The 18,947-nt window shown below is 55.9% G+C and carries 15 protein-coding genes and 2 tRNA genes; 9 read left to right on the top strand and 8 right to left on the bottom strand.

The annotated features are described in order from the left end of the window. Positions 1–13: 13 nt before the first annotated feature. Positions 14–445, bottom strand: coding sequence for a universal stress protein (locus tag RVY89_RS04605; protein WP_484827048.1), 432 nt, complete (start codon positions 443–445; stop codon positions 14–16). A 396-nt stretch (positions 446–841) separates the two neighbouring features. On the opposite strand from RVY89_RS04605, the gene RVY89_RS04600 reads away from it, so the two are divergent. From RVY89_RS04600 to RVY89_RS04590, 3 genes are read left to right on the top strand one after another with little or no spacing between them, the layout of a single operon-like run. Further along, complete coding sequence (locus RVY89_RS04600; RefSeq protein WP_484827047.1) at positions 842–1,927, top strand: efflux RND transporter periplasmic adaptor subunit; 1,086 nt, start codon at positions 842–844, stop codon at positions 1,925–1,927. Next, positions 1,927–4,989 (top strand): efflux RND transporter permease subunit, encoded by a 3,063-nt coding sequence (locus RVY89_RS04595; protein ID WP_484827046.1) that lies wholly within the window; start codon positions 1,927–1,929, stop codon positions 4,987–4,989. Before RVY89_RS04600 ends, RVY89_RS04595 begins: the two co-directional genes overlap by 1 nt. After that, positions 4,986–5,951, top strand: coding sequence for an acyltransferase (locus RVY89_RS04590; RefSeq protein ID WP_484827045.1), 966 nt, complete (start codon positions 4,986–4,988; stop codon positions 5,949–5,951). The genes RVY89_RS04595 and RVY89_RS04590 overlap by 4 nt, the downstream gene beginning before the upstream one ends. On the opposite strand, the gene pagP is transcribed toward RVY89_RS04590, so the two are convergent. After that, positions 5,948–6,523: a lipid IV(A) palmitoyltransferase PagP gene (gene pagP, locus RVY89_RS04585; protein ID WP_484827044.1), complete on the bottom strand. Its 576-nt coding sequence runs from the start codon at positions 6,521–6,523 to the stop codon at positions 5,948–5,950. The genes RVY89_RS04590 and pagP overlap by 4 nt on opposite strands. A gap of 255 nt (positions 6,524–6,778) precedes the next feature. Between pagP and shiA the strand changes: the two genes are divergently transcribed. From shiA to RVY89_RS04570, 3 genes are all read left to right on the top strand, one after another. Then, entirely contained in the window at positions 6,779–8,095 is a 1,317-nt protein-coding gene (shiA, locus tag RVY89_RS04580; RefSeq protein ID WP_484827043.1) for a shikimate transporter, read from the top strand. Between the two features lie 73 nt (positions 8,096–8,168). Further along, positions 8,169–9,623: an AMP nucleosidase gene (locus RVY89_RS04575; protein ID WP_484827042.1), complete on the top strand. Its 1,455-nt coding sequence runs from the start codon at positions 8,169–8,171 to the stop codon at positions 9,621–9,623. An 18-nt stretch (positions 9,624–9,641) separates the two neighbouring features. After that, a complete protein-coding gene (locus tag RVY89_RS04570) occupies positions 9,642–11,414 on the top strand; it encodes an aminopeptidase P family protein (protein WP_484827041.1) in 1,773 nt (590 codons plus the stop codon). A 136-nt stretch (positions 11,415–11,550) separates the two neighbouring features. Here RVY89_RS04570 and RVY89_RS04565 read toward each other — a convergent pair. Continuing rightward, positions 11,551–11,626: transfer RNA gene (locus tag RVY89_RS04565), tRNA-Asn, on the bottom strand. A gap of 103 nt (positions 11,627–11,729) precedes the next feature. Beyond that, the gene (gene emmdR / locus RVY89_RS04560; RefSeq protein ID WP_484827040.1) at positions 11,730–13,184 is read right to left on the bottom strand and encodes a multidrug efflux MATE transporter EmmdR; all 1,455 of its coding nucleotides are present in this window, start codon (positions 13,182–13,184) and stop codon (positions 11,730–11,732) included. Between the two features lie 161 nt (positions 13,185–13,345). Here emmdR and RVY89_RS04555 point away from each other — a divergent pair. Together RVY89_RS04555 and RVY89_RS04550 are read left to right on the top strand one after the other, a co-directional pair. Continuing rightward, a tRNA-Asn gene (locus RVY89_RS04555) sits at positions 13,346–13,421 on the top strand. Between the two features lie 53 nt (positions 13,422–13,474). Then, complete coding sequence (locus RVY89_RS04550; RefSeq protein WP_029739253.1) at positions 13,475–13,810, top strand: gamma-glutamylcyclotransferase family protein; 336 nt, start codon at positions 13,475–13,477, stop codon at positions 13,808–13,810. Between the two features lie 47 nt (positions 13,811–13,857). On the opposite strand, the gene RVY89_RS04545 is transcribed toward RVY89_RS04550, so the two are convergent. From RVY89_RS04545 to dacD, 4 genes are all read right to left on the bottom strand, one after another. Further along, positions 13,858–14,193: a DUF496 family protein gene (locus RVY89_RS04545; RefSeq protein WP_008499467.1), complete on the bottom strand. Its 336-nt coding sequence runs from the start codon at positions 14,191–14,193 to the stop codon at positions 13,858–13,860. Positions 14,194–14,340: 147 nt separating this feature from the next. After that, positions 14,341–15,399 (bottom strand): FUSC family protein, encoded by a 1,059-nt coding sequence (locus RVY89_RS04540; RefSeq protein ID WP_371897200.1) that lies wholly within the window; start codon positions 15,397–15,399, stop codon positions 14,341–14,343. 92 nt (positions 15,400–15,491) lie between these two features. Then, positions 15,492–15,965, bottom strand: a complete 474-nt coding sequence (gene sbmC / locus RVY89_RS04535; RefSeq protein ID WP_484827039.1) for a DNA gyrase inhibitor SbmC — start codon at positions 15,963–15,965, stop codon at positions 15,492–15,494. Positions 15,966–16,084: 119 nt separating this feature from the next. Next, complete coding sequence (dacD, locus tag RVY89_RS04530; protein ID WP_032646438.1) at positions 16,085–17,251, bottom strand: serine-type D-Ala-D-Ala carboxypeptidase DacD; 1,167 nt, start codon at positions 17,249–17,251, stop codon at positions 16,085–16,087. A 198-nt stretch (positions 17,252–17,449) separates the two neighbouring features. Here dacD and sbcB point away from each other — a divergent pair, with 198 nt between their 5' ends. After that, positions 17,450–18,886: an exodeoxyribonuclease I gene (sbcB, locus tag RVY89_RS04525; protein WP_484827898.1), complete on the top strand. Its 1,437-nt coding sequence runs from the start codon at positions 17,450–17,452 to the stop codon at positions 18,884–18,886. The last annotated feature ends 61 nt before the right edge of the window (positions 18,887–18,947 follow it).

The following is an 18,947-nucleotide window of genomic DNA, read 5'->3' as shown; positions in this document are numbered from 1 at the left end:
TGCTTTTATGTCATTAACGAATAACGAAAACAGGAACATGGGCATAACGAACAATACTTGCCGCCTCCGATCCTAACAAATGGGTTTGAATATTTGGATTCCGGGAGCCGACAATAATCGCGCCAGCAGCAAGTTCATCCGCCAGCTTAATAACCTCATCACGAACATTTCCGCTGCGCACATGGAGATGAACACGATCTTCTGGCAGATTCAATTTTTTGACCAGTTCAGACAATTTTTCTTTCGAATTATTAATCATATATTCATCCATCTTGCGCGCATCTGAAATAAAACCACGCGTCAGTTCGGCTGAAAACTTGGGCATGACGTGCAGCAAATGAATGTCACCCGATGCGCTTTGCGCCAGAAACCGTGCATGCTGCAACGCTTTATCCGCCAGGCTTGTCTCGTAGACGTCCACCGGAACGAGAATGTTTTTATACATATCGAGCATCCTTTTTATAACCAACACGAGAGTGAATGAAGTAAAAAAACGCATTAAATGCAGGGGGTTGCCCTTAATGCCAGTTACAGTAAAAAAAGATGGATGATATTAAACGTAGCACAGGAATATCAGGTTTAGCGCTTCCCCACTGCTAATGGTTATTTAACATTTATCTTTTCGCCGACTATGCTCATAGTTAGCCACCGCTTCCGGCTCATGGAGGAATGTATGTATGGTTTAAGCCTGATCCGTCTGGGTATGTTTATTGCGCTTGCCATTATCGCCAGCACGGCGATTGGTTTATTCACCTATATGGTCGTCACTTTTCTGGCAGAATAGTGTCACCCCTGTCCAGGTTATGGAATAAATAAAACAGTTATTTATTAGGGGAATACAGTGAACCGCTACCTCTCTCTTTTACCGTTCGTTTTGTTAACGCTCACAGCGTGCGACCCGAAACCGAAGCAAGCCTCACCCCTTCCCAGAATGGTAAAAGTGGCGGAGGTGACGGTTCCCGGTCACGCCCAGCAGCGCGTTTTTCCCGCCCGCATTGAATCGGGCGATGCCACAGACCTTTCCTTCAAGCGCGCAGGTCAAATTGAAGCGCTCGATGTGCGTCAGGGCGCAGCCATCAAACAGGGGCAACAGCTTGCAAGACTGAACGCCCGTGAAGCCCAGCAGCGGGTAAATGACAGACAAACGGCGGCGACGCTGGCCCAGAGGCAATTCGATCGCTTCCAGACGCTGGCGGGCCGCCAGGCGATTTCGAAAGCCGAAATGGACGTGCAGCGTGCGAACCGCGATTCGGCGAATGCGGCGCTACAGATCGCCCGAGAAGAGCTGAATCAAATGACGCTTGTCGCCCCCTTCAGCGGAACGGCGGCCAGCGTGCATGTCCGAAACCATCAGGTGGTGTCTGCCGGTCAGCCCATCGCGACGTTAACCCGCACCGATCTGCTTGACGTGGTGTTCAGCATTCCTGAAAACCTGTTTAAGACCTTTGATATCCGCAACGCGCAGTATCGCCCGGTAGTGAGAATTAACGCCATTCCGGATCGGGAATTTACCGCCGTTTATAAAGAACACTCGGGCAGCAGCGACAGTAATACCCTGACCTGGCAGGTAATACTGACCATGCCGCGGCCAGATGATTTTCCCTCCGTCGGTGGCGTAAGCGGCACGGTGACCATTAATTTAACCAACCTCCCGGCTGGCGCGGGCGCTGAGGCGCTGGTCGTACCGGTTGAGGCAGTCTTTAACCCGGACAACAGCCCGCGCAATGAGCCGCACGTCTGGGTTGTGGCGGGAGAAGGCGACACGCTCCATCTTGAAGACCGCAAGGTCAGCGTGGGGCAAGTGATTACCGAAGGCGTGGTAATCACCAGCGGGCTTAAGGCGGGCGAGCGCGTAGTAGCCGCAGGCGTTGGAGAGCTCCATGCTAACCAGCCGGTGCGTATCTGGACGCGTGAACGGGGACTGTAATGGATATCTCTCGTCAGTTTATTAATAACCCTGTTCGCGTCTGGCTAACGATTCTGCTGCTGGGCATCGGGGGTATTTTCGCGCTGTTGAATATCGGCAGGCTGGAAGATCCCGCCTTTACCATCAAAACCGCAGTGGTGGTCACCCACTACCCCGGCGCATCCGCTCAGCAGGTAGAAGAAGAGGTGACGCTGCCGCTGGAGAATGCCCTTCAGCAGCTGCCTTATCTGGACAACGTGAGCTCCATCTCTTCAAACGGTCTGTCGCAAATCACCGTTAACATTGCTTCACGCTATCACTCAAACGAACTGCCGCAGATTTGGGATGAACTGCGCCGCCGCGTGGGCGATGCCTCTCGTCAGTTCCCGCCCGGCGTCGTCACGCCCTTTGTAAATGACGATTTCGGCGACGTGTTCGGCTTCTTCTTCGCAATATCCGGGGATGAATTCAGTAATCCTGAACTCGTGAGATACGCGGAACAGCTGCGCCGCGAGTTGATTCTGGTCCCCGGCGTCGCGAAGGTTGCCATCGGCGGAGCGATTAGCCAACAGGTCAACATCGATATTTCCCTGACCAAAATGGCCGCGCGCGGCATTACGCTGAACCAGCTTTCCGCCCTGCTCAGCAGGCTCAACGTCGTATCCAGCGCCGGAGAAATCACCTCCGGCAGCGAATCCATTCGTCTGCACCCGACCGGTGAGTTCGAGAATCTTGATGAACTGGCGGATCTCATCATCACGCCTTCCGGCACGGGGGCGGCGACGCGTTTGCGTGATATCGCCACGCTGTCGCGCGGGCTGAACGAATCGCCAGCCAGTATCTACCATGCCAACGGCAAAAAAGCCGTCACCATGGGCGTCTCGTTTATTCCCGGCGTGAACGTGATCGACGTGGGCCACGCGCTGGAGGCGAAGCTAAAGCAGATGTCGACGGAAAAACCGGCAGGCATACAGATAGATCTGTTTTACGATCAGGCAGCCGAAGTGGGCCACTCTGTTAACGGTTTTATTATTAACTTCCTGATGGCGCTGGCGATTGTCATCGGCGTGCTGCTGATCTTTATGGGCGTACGCAGCGGGATCATCATTGCGGTTTCTCTCGCCCTTAACGTGCTGGGCACGCTGCTGATTATGTATCTGTGGGGCATCGAGCTGCAGCGCATCTCGCTTGGGGCGCTGATTATCGCCCTCAGCATGCTGGTGGATAACGCCATCGTAATTGTCGAAGGGGTGTTGATTGCCCGACAGCAGGGCTCCCCGCTGCTGACCGCCGTTAACGCTATCATCCGCCGCTCCGCCCTGCCGCTGCTGGGGGCGACGGTGATTGCTATCCTTGCGTTTGCGCCTATCGGACTGTCGCAGGATTCCACCGGGGAATACTGTAAATCCCTCTTCCAGGTGCTGCTGATTTCCCTGATGCTGAGCTGGTTCTCGGCGCTCACCCTCACCCCGGTGATGATTAAGTGGTGGTTGTTTAAAAACGACAGTGCGCCGGACACCACTGACGAGTCAGATCCTTACGACAAACGTCTCTACCGCCTCTACCAGCGCCTGCTTAACACGCTGCTGCACCATAAGGCACCGACGCTGGTAGTGATGGCCGCCCTGCTGGCCGCGTCTGTCTGGGGGTTTGGCGCGGTGCGGCAAAACTTTTTCCCGTCATCTAATACGCCGATTTTCTTTGTCGATCTCTGGTTACCCTACGGGACCGATATCAAATGGACCGAGAAAATGACCGGTGATATTGAGAAAACCATCAAGGGCCAGCCCGGCGTAGAAACGACCGTCTCTACCATCGGTCAGGGAAGTATGCGGTTTATTCTGACCTACAGCGGACAGCGCCAGTACAGCAACTATGCCCAAATCATGGTAAGAATGGATGACCAGCGTAACATTTCTCCCTTGACCCGCCACGTTGATGAGTACATCGCGCGAAACTACCCGCAGGTCAACGCCAGCACGAAACGGGTGATGTTTGGCCCCTCCGGCGACAGCGCCATTGAAGTGCGCATTAAAGGCCCGGATCCAGACAGGCTGCGCCTGATTGCCAGCCAGGTGGACGATATTCTGGCGCGCGACCCGGCCACGGGGAGCGTCCGAAACGACTGGCAAAACCGCAGTAAAGTGATCCGTCCGCAGTACGTCGCCGCGCTGGGACGCGAGCTTGGCGTGGATAAACAGGACGTCGACAACGCGCTGGAGATGAATTTCTCCGGCAGCCGGGCGGGGTTGTATCGGGAAGGCAGCGACCTGCTGCCCGTGGTGGTGAGGCCCCCGGAAAGCGAAAGGCTGGATGCCAGCCACCTGAACAACGTGCTGGTGTGGAGCCAGGCGCGGCAGCAGTATATCCCGCTGAGTAACGTCGTCAGCAGCTTTTCGCTGGAGTGGGAAGATCCGCTCATTCTTAGACGCGATCGCTCGCGGGTACTGACGGTTCAGACGGATCCGGACCCGCTGAGCCAGCAAACCTCCGGCGATATTCTCGCCCGCGTGAAGCCGCAGGTAGATGCACTTCCCCTGCCCCACGGCTACAGCATCGAATGGGGGGGCGACGCGGAAAACTCCAGCGAGGCGCAGCAAGGGCTATTCACTACGCTGCCTCTCGGGTATCTGGTGATGTTTGTCATTACGGTGCTGATGTTCAGCTCGGTAAAAAATGCCGTCGCAATCTGGCTGACCGTACCGCTGGCGCTGATTGGCGTCACGCCAGGATTTTTAATAACCGGTATCCCGTTCGGCTTTATGGCGCTGATTGGTCTGCTGAGCCTGAGCGGAATGCTCATCCGCAACGGCATCGTGCTGGTGGAAGAGATCGAACAGCAGAAAACGCAAAAGGATCAGCACAGCGCGATCGTTTATGCCGCCACCTCGCGCCTGCGCCCTATCCTGCTCACCGCGTTCACTACCGTACTTGGCCTGGCTCCGCTGCTGCTGGATGTTTTCTTCCAGAGCATGGCCGTTGTGATTATGTTTGGACTGGGGTTTGCTACAATCCTGACGCTACTGGTACTCCCCGTGATCTACGCGTGTTTCCATCGTAAGGACGAAGCCAAACAACAATGAATGCGACAGGGCTGAACATTATCAAGACGCTGGGCTGCATGACGGCGGTTACCTTCTTCACCATCTACAATACCTGGGATCATTATGATTATGACTATCACTGGATCCTGGGGTTTTTAACCTTTATCTCGACCATCGCCACACCGCTGTTTTTTGTGGTGTCGGGCTATCTCGACGGACAATCCCGGCACGGCACGCGCTGGCAGCTGGGTAAAATTAAAAGCCTGGTGATTGTTTTTCTGTTCTGGATAACGATCTACTACCTTTGGGAGCCTTATCAGCGCGGGTATTTAATCCAGCCCTGGTTCGTGTTCGCCTTTGTCGTGATTTACACCTTCCACCCGGCGGTGGAGTGGCTTAGCCAGCGGAGATCGCTGTTCTGCGGCGCGATTGCTGCCCTGCTGTTCTTTTCCTACGGATACGATCTGTTATCGGCGCTTTATCCTGAAACGCACGTCCTTTCTCTTTCACCGCAGTATCGGCTGTGGACATGGCTGCTGTTTTATCTGACGGGGCAACTCTTTTGCGACCCTAAAATCGCCGAGTGGATAAGCCGCAAAAATGTAGTCAGGGCGGCGGTTATCGCCATCCCGTTTATCTATCTCTTCACCTGGTTTTACGAGCGCCACTTCTTCTTCGCGCTGTTCAAGGCCGACAGAAACGCCTTTATCCTCACCGGCTCTCAAATTTACATTCTGATCATCGCGCTGGTGATTGCAGCGAACGGCGTGCGCTTCCGCCGCAATGCTGAATTTAAGGAGTCCATTCTGGCCGCCATCAGCAAAACGATGACTGGAGTATATATTGTGCACTACTCGGTGTTTCATCTGCTGACGGCTCTGATACCGGTGACCTCTCTCGGAATGAAGCTGACGCTTATTGTGCTCACATTCGTCACCTCTGTTCTCTTCTCCATGCTGGTACTGTCTAACGCCGTGGCTAAAAAGGTGATCACCCTTTAAAAGCCTAAGCGCAGCCAGGCAAAAAGCACGTTGCCGTTATTATAAGTACCGGGAATATAGGTGAACTGGACGGTAACGCGCTGATAACTGGCCGAAAAAAGCGGGAAGATGAACGGTAGCGGGACATAGTTCGCAAAATCATCTCGCGCCGTGATGCCCGCTGCGGCACCGAGCCCAAGGCGGAAATCTCTGGCATTATCCAGATACCAGCCCTTCTCCCAGCCATAGCCCATCGCGGGCTGCCATTCGTTATGCGAGTCCTTGAACATCATCGCGAAAAGCGCGCTCCAGTTGCCCTCTTCGTTATAGCGGGACACGCCCAGGCCACCGCCCCACGGCATTTCATTGTACTTGTCGGTTTTTTCTTTGTCGTACATAAAGCGAGCGTGCCAGCTCAGAAACGGCAGGTACAGATCGTAACGTTGCGGCTGCTCCCAGGTTTGCGAAATATCGTCCGTCAGCGCGTTCCACCAGCCGCTGATACGCTGTTCTCCGTAGACGTTGGGCTCCGCGTTAAGCGGTGCGACGAATAAAAACAGGACCATCCAGAATGCCGAAAAGGTGCGTTGCATCGTTATTCCCTCAGATTAACTCACGCGGCGGTCACTATTACTGTAAACCATTCAGCCTTTAACGGAGCCAGAAGATACAATTATCTCGCTGCAGGTGAAGATGAAATTTATTTATTCAGCGCCTTCCGGAAAGATAAAAACGTTTTCTCAGGCGTTTTGTCGCGGTAGTCTCATAGGTTCCGTTTATATGACGGGCACAATGTGAGTGACCTTTTCTTATACCAATAATTAAAAATTAGTACGGACAGGACAACTATGGACTCCACCCTTATCTCCGATCGTCCCAACGAGGAGACACCTTCGCTCAATCGTGCCCGCCGCGCCGCACTCGGCAGCTTCGCGGGTGCCGTCGTCGACTGGTATGATTTTCTGCTTTATGGCATTACCGCCGCGCTGGTGTTTAACCGTGAATTCTTCCCCCAGATCAGCCCTGCGATGGGTACGCTCGCCGCGTTTGCCACCTTCGGCGTCGGCTTTCTGTTTCGCCCGCTGGGTGGGGTGATCTTCGGCCACTTCGGCGACCGTCTTGGCCGCAAGCGCATGCTGATGCTCACCGTCTGGATGATGGGGATCGCCACTGCGCTTATCGGTATTCTCCCCTCGTTTGCCTCTATCGGCTGGTGGGCGCCGGTACTGCTGGTCACCCTGCGCGCCATCCAGGGTTTCGCCGTGGGCGGCGAATGGGGCGGCGCGGCGCTGTTATCCGTTGAGAGCGCACCAAAAAATAAAAAAGCATTTTATAGCAGCGGCGTGCAGGTCGGGTACGGCGTAGGGCTGTTGCTTTCCACAGGGCTGGTGTCGTTAATCAGCCAGCTCACCACCGACGAGCAGTTCCTGAGCTGGGGCTGGCGCATTCCGTTCATATTCAGCATCGTGCTGGTGATTGCCGCACTGTGGATCCGTAACGGCATGGAGGAGTCCGCTGAATTCGAACAACAGCTGCAGGAGAAATCGGTCGTTAAAAAACGGCTGCCGGTGATGGAAGCCCTGATTCGACACCCTGGCGCTTTTCTGAAAATTATTGCCCTGCGCCTGTGCGAGCTGCTGACGATGTATATCGTCACCGCCTTTGCGCTGAACTACTCGACGCAAAATCTCGGCCTGCCCCGTGAATTGTTCCTGAATATTGGCCTGCTGGTCGGCGGGATCAGCTGCCTGACGATACCCTGCTTCGCCTGGCTTGCGGACAGGTTTGGCCGCCGTCGCGTCTACATTACCGGGGCGCTGATTGGAACCCTCAGCGCCTGGCCGTTCTTTATGGCACTGGAGGCGCAGTCGATCTTCTGGATTGTCTTCTTCGCCATCATGCTCGCGAACATCGCTCACGATATGGTGGTGTGCGTGCAGCAGCCGATGTTTACCGAGCTGTTCGGCGCCAGCTATCGCTACAGCGGCGCGGGCGTGGGCTACCAGGTCGCAAGCGTGGTCGGCGGCGGGTTTACGCCGTTTATTGCCGCCGCGCTGGTGACCTTCTCCGGCGGTAACTGGCACAGCGTGGCGATTTATCTGCTGGCCGGTTGCCTGCTGTCGGCGGCAACGGCGCTATTGATGAAAGAGACGAGCCACCGCTGATCTCACTTTTGTTTCACAGGCGTGTGACATACTATCGGGTAGAGTCGCACACCTGTGGAACAAGGAGACAGAGATGAATAATAAGGGCTCCAGCCTGACCCCGGCTCAGGCGCTGGAAAAACTCGACGCGCTGTATGAACAGTCCGTCAACGCGCTGCGCAGCGCCATCAGCGAATATATCGAAACAGGGAAACTTCCCGACGAAAAGGCCAGAACCGAGGGCCTTTTTGTTTATCCATCGCTCTCTGTTACCTGGGATGGCAGCGCTAGCAGTAATCCCAAAACCCGTGCCTATGCGCGCTTTACCCACTCCGGCTGCTACAGCACCACCGTCACCCGCCCTGCACTGTTCCGCCCGTATCTTGAAGAACAACTCACGCTGTTGTACCAGGATTACGGCGCGCACATTTCCGTTGAGCCCTCGCAGCATGAGATCCCGTATCCGTACGTGATTGACGGTTCGGCATTAACCCTTGACCGCTCCATGAGCGCGGGGCTAACCCGCCACTTCCCGACAACGGAACTGTCGCAGATTGGCGATGAGACGGCCGATGGGATCTATCACCCGGCAGAATTTTCTCCCCTGTCACACTTTGATGCCCGCCGGGTCGATTTCTCCCTGGCGCGTCTGCGCCACTACACCGGCACGCCCGTCGAACATTTCCAGCCGTTCGTCCTCTTTACCAACTACACCCGCTACGTTGACGAGTTTGTCCGCTGGGGCTGCAGCCAGATCCTCGACCCGGAAAGCCCGTATATCGCGCTCTCCTGTGCGGGCGGGATCTGGATCACCGCGGAGACCGAAGCGCCCGAGCAGGCCATTTCCGACCTGGCGTGGAAAAAGCACCAGATGCCCGCCTGGCACCTGATCACCGCCGACGGTCAGGGCATCACGCTGATTAACATTGGCGTGGGCCCGTCAAATGCCAAGACCATCTGCGACCATCTGGCGGTGCTGCGTCCGGACGTGTGGCTGATGATCGGCCACTGCGGCGGCCTGCGTGAAAGCCAGCTGATTGGCGACTACGTGCTGGCCCACGCCTATCTGCGCGATGACCACGTGCTGGATGCGGTGCTGCCGCCGGATATCCCAATCCCGAGCATCGCCGAAGTGCAGCGCGCGCTGTACGACGCCACCAAAGAGGTCAGCGGCATGCCGGGTGAAGAGGTTAAGCAGCGCCTGCGCACCGGTACGGTCGTCACGACGGATGACCGCAACTGGGAGCTGCGCTATTCCGCCTCCGCGCTGCGGTTCAACCTGAGCCGCGCGGTGGCCATTGATATGGAGAGCGCCACCATCGCCGCGCAGGGGTATCGCTTCCGCGTTCCCTACGGCACCCTGCTGTGCGTGTCCGATAAGCCGCTGCACGGTGAAATTAAGCTGCCGGGCCAGGCTAACCGTTTCTATGAAGGTGCGATATCCGAACATCTGCAAATCGGCATTCGCGCCATTGACCTGCTGCGGGCAGAAGGTGACCGGCTCCATTCCCGCAAGCTGCGCACCTTCAACGAGCCGCCGTTCCGCTAACAACGATAAGGAATAACCATGTCCAGCACATCTCCGCTCTCTGCCCTGCGCCACTGGCTCGAGGCCAGCCGTCTCGACGGGATGATCGTCCCGCGTGCGGATGCCTGGCAGAGCGAATACTGCGCGCCATACGACGAAAAGCTGGCCTGGCTGACGGGCTTTGACGGTTCGGCCGGCATGGCGCTGGTGCTGAAAAACAAAGCGCTGCTGTTCGTTGACGGGCGCTATCAGGTTCAGGCTCGCGTTCAGGTCAATACGGATGAGGTTGAGATCCACCACCTGCACAACGAGCCGCTGGCAGAATGGCTGGCGGAAAACGTGGAGGCCGGGACGCGCATCGGTTTTGATCCGCTGCTGATGACCAACTCGGAGTTTGAGCAACTGTCTGCCACGCCTTGCGAGCTGGTCCCGCTGAAAGCCTCGCCGTTTGACACCCTATGGACTGACCGCCCTGCCGCACCGGCGGGGCTTATCCGGGAAATGCCGGTTGAATGCAGCGGTGAAAGCAGCGCTGATAAACGCCAGCGCGTCGCCGCCGTGCTGGCTGCAAGCAATGCCGATTATCTGGCCGTTACCCTGCCGGATAATATCGCCTGGCTGTTAAACGTCCGTGGCGCGGATATCCCTTACAGCCCGGTACCGCTCTCTTTTGCTCTTCTGGGCCGTGACGGCCACGTTGAGTGGTTTGTTAACGACAACAAGCTCGCCGCCCTGCCTGAAGATGTGCGCAATGCGTTTACCCTTGCGCCGCAGGACGCCTTTGTCGAACGCTGCCAGCAGATTGCTGCAGGCAAACGGGTGATGGTTGATGCCGATTCCGCGCCGGTGGCTCTGCGCTTCGCCATTGAGCCACGGGGAGAGATTGTCTGGCGGACCGACCCCATCACCCTGATGAAAGCCACCAAAAACCCGGTTGAGCTGGCCGGTTATCGCGCGTGCCATCACCAGGACGGCGCCGCCTGGGTCAACTTCCTGGCCTGGCTGAGCCGTGAAGTGCCGCTGCGCGAGGCGGCAGGGAATCCGCTCACCGAGCTGGAAGTCCAGGCGCAGCAGCTGGCGTTCCGTCAACAGCAGCCCGGGTTTATCGAGCAGAGTTTTGCGACCATCTCCGCCTCTTCGAGCAATGCGGCGATGTGTCACTATCATTCGAGCGAGGCCAGCAACAAGCCCATCGGTCATGACCATTTTTACCTGAACGATTCCGGCGGTCAGTACGTTAATGGCACCACCGACGCCACGCGCACGCTGGCATGGGGTAAGGTCGATCCGCAGCAACGTCTGCACTACACCGCCGTGCTGAGAGGCTTCCTGTCGCTCATTACCCTGCAGTTCCCTTCCGGGACTCAGGGGCATCAGCTGGATGCATTTGCGCGTCGCCCGCTGTGGGAGATGGGGCTGGATTACGATCACGGCACGGGACATGGCGTGGGTCATCAGCTTCTTATCCACGAAAACCCGCATCGCATTGCCAAAAAGGTCAACCCGTGGCCGCTGGTGGCGGGCAACATCATGACGATTGAACCGGGCTACTATCTGGGCGATAGCCACGGTATTCGTATTGAAAACCAGGTGGAAATTGTGGAGAGCCGCCCGGGGTTCTGCAAATTTGCCTCGCTGACGCTTATCCCGATCGACTTAAGTCAGGTTGAGCTACATCTGTTGAGCGCGCAGGAAAAACAGTGGCTGGATGCGTATCACCAGCAGGTACGCGAGGCGCTTTCACCTCTGGTGAATAGCGAGGCGCGCGAGTGGCTGGTAGAGGCGACGGCGCCGGTTCGCGTCAAACATTAGTGCGGTTTGTTGCCCGGTGGCGCTGCGCTTACCGGGCCTACAGTCCCGTAGGTCGGGTAAGGCGAAGCCGCCACCCGACAATTTTACCCGGCGCAGAAAAGCAAAAAGCCTGCTTTAAAAGCAGGCTTTTTAAATTTGGCTCCTCTGACTGGACTCGAACCAGTGACATACGGATTAACAGTCCGCCGTTCTACCGACTGAACTACAGAGGAATCGTGTGAACGGGGCGCATATTATCGATGCTCCCCCATGATGTCAAAGGCAGAATGCATATTTCCGCTCGTTTGCCGAATTATTCTCCACTTCGCGCAATTGTCAGGCATTTTGTCGCGGATATTTCCACAGCCAGCGCCCGCTGACCATCCGCCAGTAGAACAGTGCGCCCCGCACGGCCCAGTCCAGGAACATCCCCAGCCAGACGCCGATCACACCCCATCCGAGCATCACCCCGAGCGTATACCCTGCTACGACGCGACATCCCCACATGCCGAGCATCGACACCCACATCGCAAAGCGGGCATCGCGCGCCCCTTTCAGCCCGGCGGGCAGAACCCATGAGGCTGCCCAGATGGGCATAAAGGCCGCATTGAGCCAGATGAGGACTTTTACAACCTCTTTAACATCGTCTTCGTGGGTGTAGAACGAGGCCATCAGCCCGGCAAACGGCGCGGTTCCCCAGGCGATCAGCGTCAGTCCAATGGTCGACAGCCAGAAAACGTGGCGCAGCTGTCGCTCCGCCTGGCCTATCTGCCCTTTCCCGAGCCGTTTCCCGGTGATAATGGTCGATGCAGAGCCCAGCGCGTTACCCGGCAGGTTAATCAGCGAGGCGATGGAGAAGGCAATGAAGTTACCGGCGATCACGTCGGTGCCCATCCCGGCGACAAACATCTGCGTCAGCAATTTCCCGCCGTTAAACAGCACCGATTCAATGCTCGCGGGAATGCCGATCCCCATCACTTCCCAGATAATGGCGAAATTAAAGGGACGGAAATAGCTCTTCAGCGTGAGGCGCAGCGAGGGGGTGATCCCCGCCATCAGCACGCCGATAATCGCCGCCGCACCGATATAGCGTGAAATGGTTAAACCCAGTCCGGCACCGACGAACCCCAGCCCCTCCCACGAGAACACGCCGTAGATCAGCACGCTGCTGATGATAATATTGAGGATATTCATCCCGCCGTTGATCAGCAGAGGAATTTTGGTGTTCCCTGCCCCGCGCAGCGCGCCGCTGCCAATCAGGGCGATAGCCGCCGCCGGATAGCTGATGACGGTCATCTCCAGATAGGTCAGCGCCAGATCTTTAACCTCGTTCGTAGCCTCCCCGGCGACAAAGTCGATAATCTCTTTACCGAAATAGTGGATCACCGCCGCCAGAACGATCGAAAAAATGGTCATGATCATCAGCGACTGGCGGGCCGCCTCGCGTGCACGTTTGGGGTCAAGCTTGCCGAGGCTAAAGGCCACCACCACCGTCGTCCCGAGGTCAATGGCGGCAAAGAACGAGATCACCACCATATTGAAGCTGTCCGCCAGCCCCACCCCGGCCATCGCCTCTTTTCCCAGCCAGCTCACCAGAAAGGTGCTCAGAACTCCCATCAGCAGAACGCAGGTATTTTCCAGGAAGATAGGCACGGCAAGAGGGGTGATTTCACGCCAGAACAGGACACGATAGCTTTTACGTTTTGCATACCATGGCGTGCGCGCGATCGCCTGGCGTAAGGAGGCAGTGACGTTCAAAATGGACCTTAGCGAGAAAAGTTGAAACTCCATTTCAAATGATGGGGGACAAATGCTAATCCTGCAAAGTATTTTCCAGAAAAAGATGTGTGGATTTACAACAAACTGATGGCAGAATCAGCAATCGGTCGATTTTCCCTAAGATCAGGTTTGACAAAACTTTTTTCGCCGCTAAGATAAGCCTCCACAACGATTCCTCTGTAGTTCAGTCGGTAGAACGGCGGACTGTTAATCCGTATGTCACTGGTTCGAGTCCAGTCAGAGGAGCCAAATTTAAAAAGCCTGCTTTTAAAGCAGGCTTTTTGCTTTGCGGATGAGGGAAAATGAACGCTCTGTTTGTCTACGGCACGCTGCGCCCGGGCCACTCTAATGCGCATATCCTTGAAAACATTGGCGGCGAATGGCTGGCCGGTTCCGTATCCGGTACGTTTTACGAACGCGGCTGGGGCGCTGCGGCGGACTTCCCGGGGATCGTGCTCCACCCTGATGGTCCCCGCGTCGAAGGCTATCTGTTTATCTCTGATAACCTTGCCGCACACTGGCAAATGCTGGATGAATTTGAAGACGGCTACGATCGGGTTGAGGTCACAGTGACCACCCTTGAAGGCAAACAGGTTAAGGCCTGGATTTATCAGCTACAGCCGCGTTCTGCGTCATAAAAAAAGGCTCTCTGTCACCAGAGAGCCTTTTTCACTATTCGCTGCGATTACTCGCTTTTTGCTTCGCCGTTTTTGATTTCGCCCATCACTTTAAGCTTCTTGGAGATGTCGCGACGCTCTTTGGACAGCTCAGCGTTTTTGATGATGTAGTCATCAACGCGGTCTTCATAGTCGCTCTTCATGCTGGCGATGATGCCCTGGATAGCTTCAACGCTCATGCCTGGCTTGATGTAGTCGCTCAGGTTGTCGAGCAGCAGAACACGTTTCTGGTTGTCACGGATCTTCTTCTCAACGTCCTGGATTTCACGCTGCAGTTTGTTTTTGCGGCGGAACAGGCGGACGAATTCCAGAACATCCTGGAACGAAGGCTTGGTAGTTTCCATTTTTACACCCCTGATAATGTGAGATTCGGATTCGTTAAGGCAACCGTTGTAACAGACAGCGGCTGCGAATGACAATGAGTATATCGTTTAAAGCTATCATAACCCCAATTGCTGCTGAATCGAAGCAGCAGGCGTCACATACGCCTTTTATTTGCGCAGCGCCCGGCAAATCAGGTGCGATAACAGCTCAAGCTGCCGCGCCAGTTCCATGCTCAGCCAGACGTAGCCATGAATAGGCGTTTCCGCCACGTTATCGCTCTGGCGTTCATTGATTAACTGCTTCAGCTCCGCGACGATCTCATTCAGTCGCTCGCTGTTGGCCAGTATCGGCTGCGGGTTCCCTTCATAGAGCGCATGGGCGATGGTCAACAGCGTTTGCTGCGTCATCTGCTGGGTCTCTTTGAGGGTCTGCGCGTTAAGCATCAACAGATGGCTGGGACGCGAAGCCCAGTGGGCGTTGATTTGCAGCTCAAGCATGCAGACCAGATTGCGGCTTACCGTCTGGATGGCTTCGAAAATTGATTTCTGAATACGGGTTTCTTTGCTGGCGGGCGTGATCAGGCCGCGCATTTTGACCACGTCGTTGAGGATCGTTTGCAGATGCTTTTCCAGCCGGGGGCGCTCGACCAGATTCGGGGAAAAACCGGCCTGATAGACGCGGTTAAACGCGGTGACGTAGTTCGCCATCTGAATACGCCAGTGCAGAAAAGCTCGCTGTGGCCATATACCGGTGAAGAGCATGGCCAGCAGTGACCCCAGGATGACATCCCCGCTTCGCCACAGCGCCGTGGTCATATCCCCGGCGGGTGCGCCGACAACCACCGCGAGCGTAATACCAATCAGCAGCGCCTGATACGGCTTTTTACCCAACGCCAGCCAGCCGCACAGGAACATGGCGGCACCGCACCATGCCAGCATCACGGGAAATGAGATGAGCTCCAGCTTCAGGGCAATAAGCCCGAGGGCCGAACCTAACACCGTCCCGCCAATTCGCTCGAAAGCGCGCGGAACAACGTTTCCCCAAAACGAGATGGGTCCCATCACCACCACCAGCGTGATAAGCGGCCATGTCCCTTCCGGAACATTCAGTAAACGGACCAGTACAAACGTCAATACGAAAGCCAGCGCGATGCGACACCCGTGCACCACGCGGTAGTGTTTGTACAACCGAATTTCAAAAGGGGTTAATGATTTGTCGGGACGCACACCCGCTCTCCAGCTACACGGCAAATCACAATTGTACTGTGTTTTCAGCCGGGCGGATCGCTCCCGGCTGAAAAACCCTTCATTTAACAGGTCTAAACCGTTTTATGCTCTACGGCGATATACATTTCGATATCCCAGTAACCGTCCGCATTGCCGTCATTGAGATAGCGTTCGAAGCAAGGTTTAAGCGCCATCTGGTACTTATTGTCCTGCAGCAGAGAGTTAAAGAACTGATACCACGGCTTGGCGAAGTCGTAGTTTTCCACGCGCGCCGTCGCCACGGCATAATCCCCGGCCGCGATTTCCGTCATCATGACGCCTTCGCTGTTTTCCGGGATAACGAAATCATCCGGTACCGTAACGGCCGTATCACAGCGCAGTTTTTCTGGCGGGACTTCATCGGGGTTATCGTAATAAACAGCCACCCACTCCAGCGGCTCAATGTGACGCCCGTCGACCCACATGACCAGCTGTTCAAAGCCCTGTTTTACCGTGTGTTCCCAAGGGCCGACCAAATGAAAACCGGCAATCTTACGTTTCTGTTGCTGCGTAATGCTGTAGTCCATGCTGCCTCCGCTCATCACTGTATATTTATACACTATAAAACTGGATTATCATTATCAGCAAACGAGGAGTGTTTATTATGTGAGCAGACTCGCAACCCTGCCAGTCTGCTCATCTGCCGTTAGAGCGTGTGGTGCAGATAATCGCTCAGACGAGAGAACAGGCCGCCTTTATCAACGGCCTCCAGCGTTACCAGCGGCCAGTGGGCTACCACCTTGTCGCGATCGTAGAGCTGAATCTCCCCGACCCGCTGATGCGCGGCAATCGGCGCTTCCAGCTCTTTTTTATCCAGCACGTATTTGGCTTTGATGTTCGGCACTTCCGCTTTCGGCAAGGCCAGCCAGAAGTCCTGGTCGGTGCCCAGCTTCACCTGCTCCTTATCGCCGTACCAGATGCGCTCCGTCCCTACTTTTTTACCGCTATGCAGGATCTGCACCGTATCGAAATTCTGCTGCCCCCAGTGCAGCAGTTTTCGGGCCTGGTCCTCGCGTCCTTTCGGGCTGTCCGCCCCCATCACCACCGCGATTAAACGACGCTGGCCGTCAACGGCAGACGCAATCAGGTTAAAACCCGCCCCCGAGGTATGTCCCGTTTTAAGGCCGTCCACGTTCATGGTCTTATCCCACAGCAGGCCGTTGCGGTTTTGCTGGGTGATCCCGTTCCAGGTCAGACTCTTTTCGCTGTACATATGATAAAACTCAGGCTCGCCGTGGATGATGGCCCGGGAGAGGACGGCCAGGTCATAGGCCGAGCTGTGCTGACCAGGCGCGTCCAGCCCGTGGACGGTTTCAAAGTGCGTATCGCGCAGGTTCAGCTTCTGCACGTAGTCGTTCATCATCTTCACAAACTGCGGCTGCCCGCCCGCCACGTGATCGGCCAGCGCCACGCAGGCGTCGTTGCCGGAATCGACAATCAGGCCGCGGCTCAGATCGCGCACGGAGACGCGATCGCCCTCTTTCAGGAACATCAGCGATGAACCGTCAAAAACCGGGTTACCTTTTGCCCAGGCATCGCGCCCTACGGTGACGATGTCATCCGGGGTAATGCGGTGGCTATCAATGGCCCGATCCACCACATAGCCCGTCATCAGCTTGGTCAGGCTCGCCGGATTACGTTGTTGATGTTCGTTGCCCGCCGTTAAGATCTGACCAGTCGTGTAATCCATCAGCACCCAGGAGCCCGCCTGAATGGCCGGAGGCTGCGGCGAAAAATCCAGTGGTTCGGCCGCAAAAGCAGATGAGACACTCGAAGCGAGTAAAGAAACAGCAATAAACAGACGGCGTTTCAACGGTATATCCTCAGGTCATTAAAAATCGATGACCTTTTTACGGGAGTTCTGATGTCGTTACCTGGCTTAATTGCAAAAAAATGTGACAGAACGCTGATTTTTCTCTGAAGCTGGCGCGCAAATTTGCGACGCGGCGGTGCTTTTTATTCGGTCTGACCCGCACGATCGTTTACCATAGTGACGTCATTTTTTAACAGGATGGTATTACTGGTGTCTGACTCTGCCGCTCGCCCGACTTTTTTGTTCCACGACTACGAAACCTTTGGCACGCATCCGGCGCTGGACCGACCGGCCCAGTTTGCAGCCATCCGTACCGACGACGAATTCAACATCATTGGCGAGCCCGAGGTCTTTTACTGCAAGCCTGCGGACGACTACCTGCCGCAGCCCGGCGCGGTCATGGTTACCGGGATCACCCCTCAGGAAGCGCGGGAGAAAGGCGTTAACGAGGCAGAATTCGCCCGACGCATTCACGATCTGTTTACCGTTCCCAATACCTGCGTGGTCGGTTACAACAACATCCGCTTCGATGACGAAGTGACGCGCAACATTTTCTATCGCAACTTCTACGATCCCTATGCCTGGAGCTGGCAGAACCGCAATTCACGCTGGGATTTGCTCGACATCATGCGCGCCTGTTATGCCCTTCGTCCTGAGGGCATTAACTGGCCGGAAAATGAGGAAGGGCTGACCAGCTTCCGGCTGGAGCACCTGACGCGCGCCAACGGTATTGAGCACAGCAATGCCCACGATGCGATGGCGGACGTGTATGCCACCATTGCCATGGCGAAGCTGGTGAAAAGCGCGCAGCCACGACTGTTCGAGTATCTCCTGAACCACCGCAGTAAGCAGAAATTGACCACGCTGATTGATGTGCCGCAGATGAAGCCGCTGGTGCATATTTCCGGCATGTTTGGCGCATGGCGCGGCAATACCAGCTGGGTCGCCCCGCTGGCGTGGCATCCTGACAACCGTAATGCGGTCATCATGGTGGATTTGGCGGGCGATATTTCACCGCTGCTGGAACTCGACAGCGATACCCTGCGTGAACGGCTGTACACGCCGAAAAATGAACTCGGGGATCTGCCCGCGGTGCCGGTCAAGCTGGTGCATATCAATAAATGTCCGGTACTGGCGCAGGCGAACACGCTGCGCCCGGAAGATGCAGACAGGCTGGGCATTAACCGTCAGCACTGCCTGGATAACCTGAAAGTGCTGCGTGAAAATCCACAGGTGCGCGAGAAAGTAGTGGCCATTTTTGCCGAAGCCGAGCCGTTCGTGCCGTCTGAAAACGTGGACGCTCAGCTCTATAACGGTTTCTTCAGCGATGCCGACCGCGCTGCGATGAATATCGTTCTGCAAACCGAGCCACGTAACTTACCGGCGCTGGATATTACCTTCGCCGATAAGCGCATCGAAAAGCTGATGTTTAATTACCGCGCGCGTAACTACCCCGGCACGCTGGATGAAGCAGAGCAGGAACGCTGGCTGCAGCATCGTCGCAATGTCTTCACCCAGGAATTCCTTAATAGCTATGCCCAGGAGCTGGAAATGCTTTATGGCCAGTATGAAGGGAATGCTGAGAAACAGGCGCTGTTGAAATCACTGTTCCAGTACGCTCAAGAAATTGTCTGAGTGAGGGGTATAAAAAAGCCGGAGGCGATGTCTCCGGCTTTTTTTTTGCCCGATGGCGCTG

The organism is Enterobacter sp. 3U4 (assembly GCF_057224565.1).
This window is presented reverse-complemented; position numbering and strand designations above follow the sequence as displayed.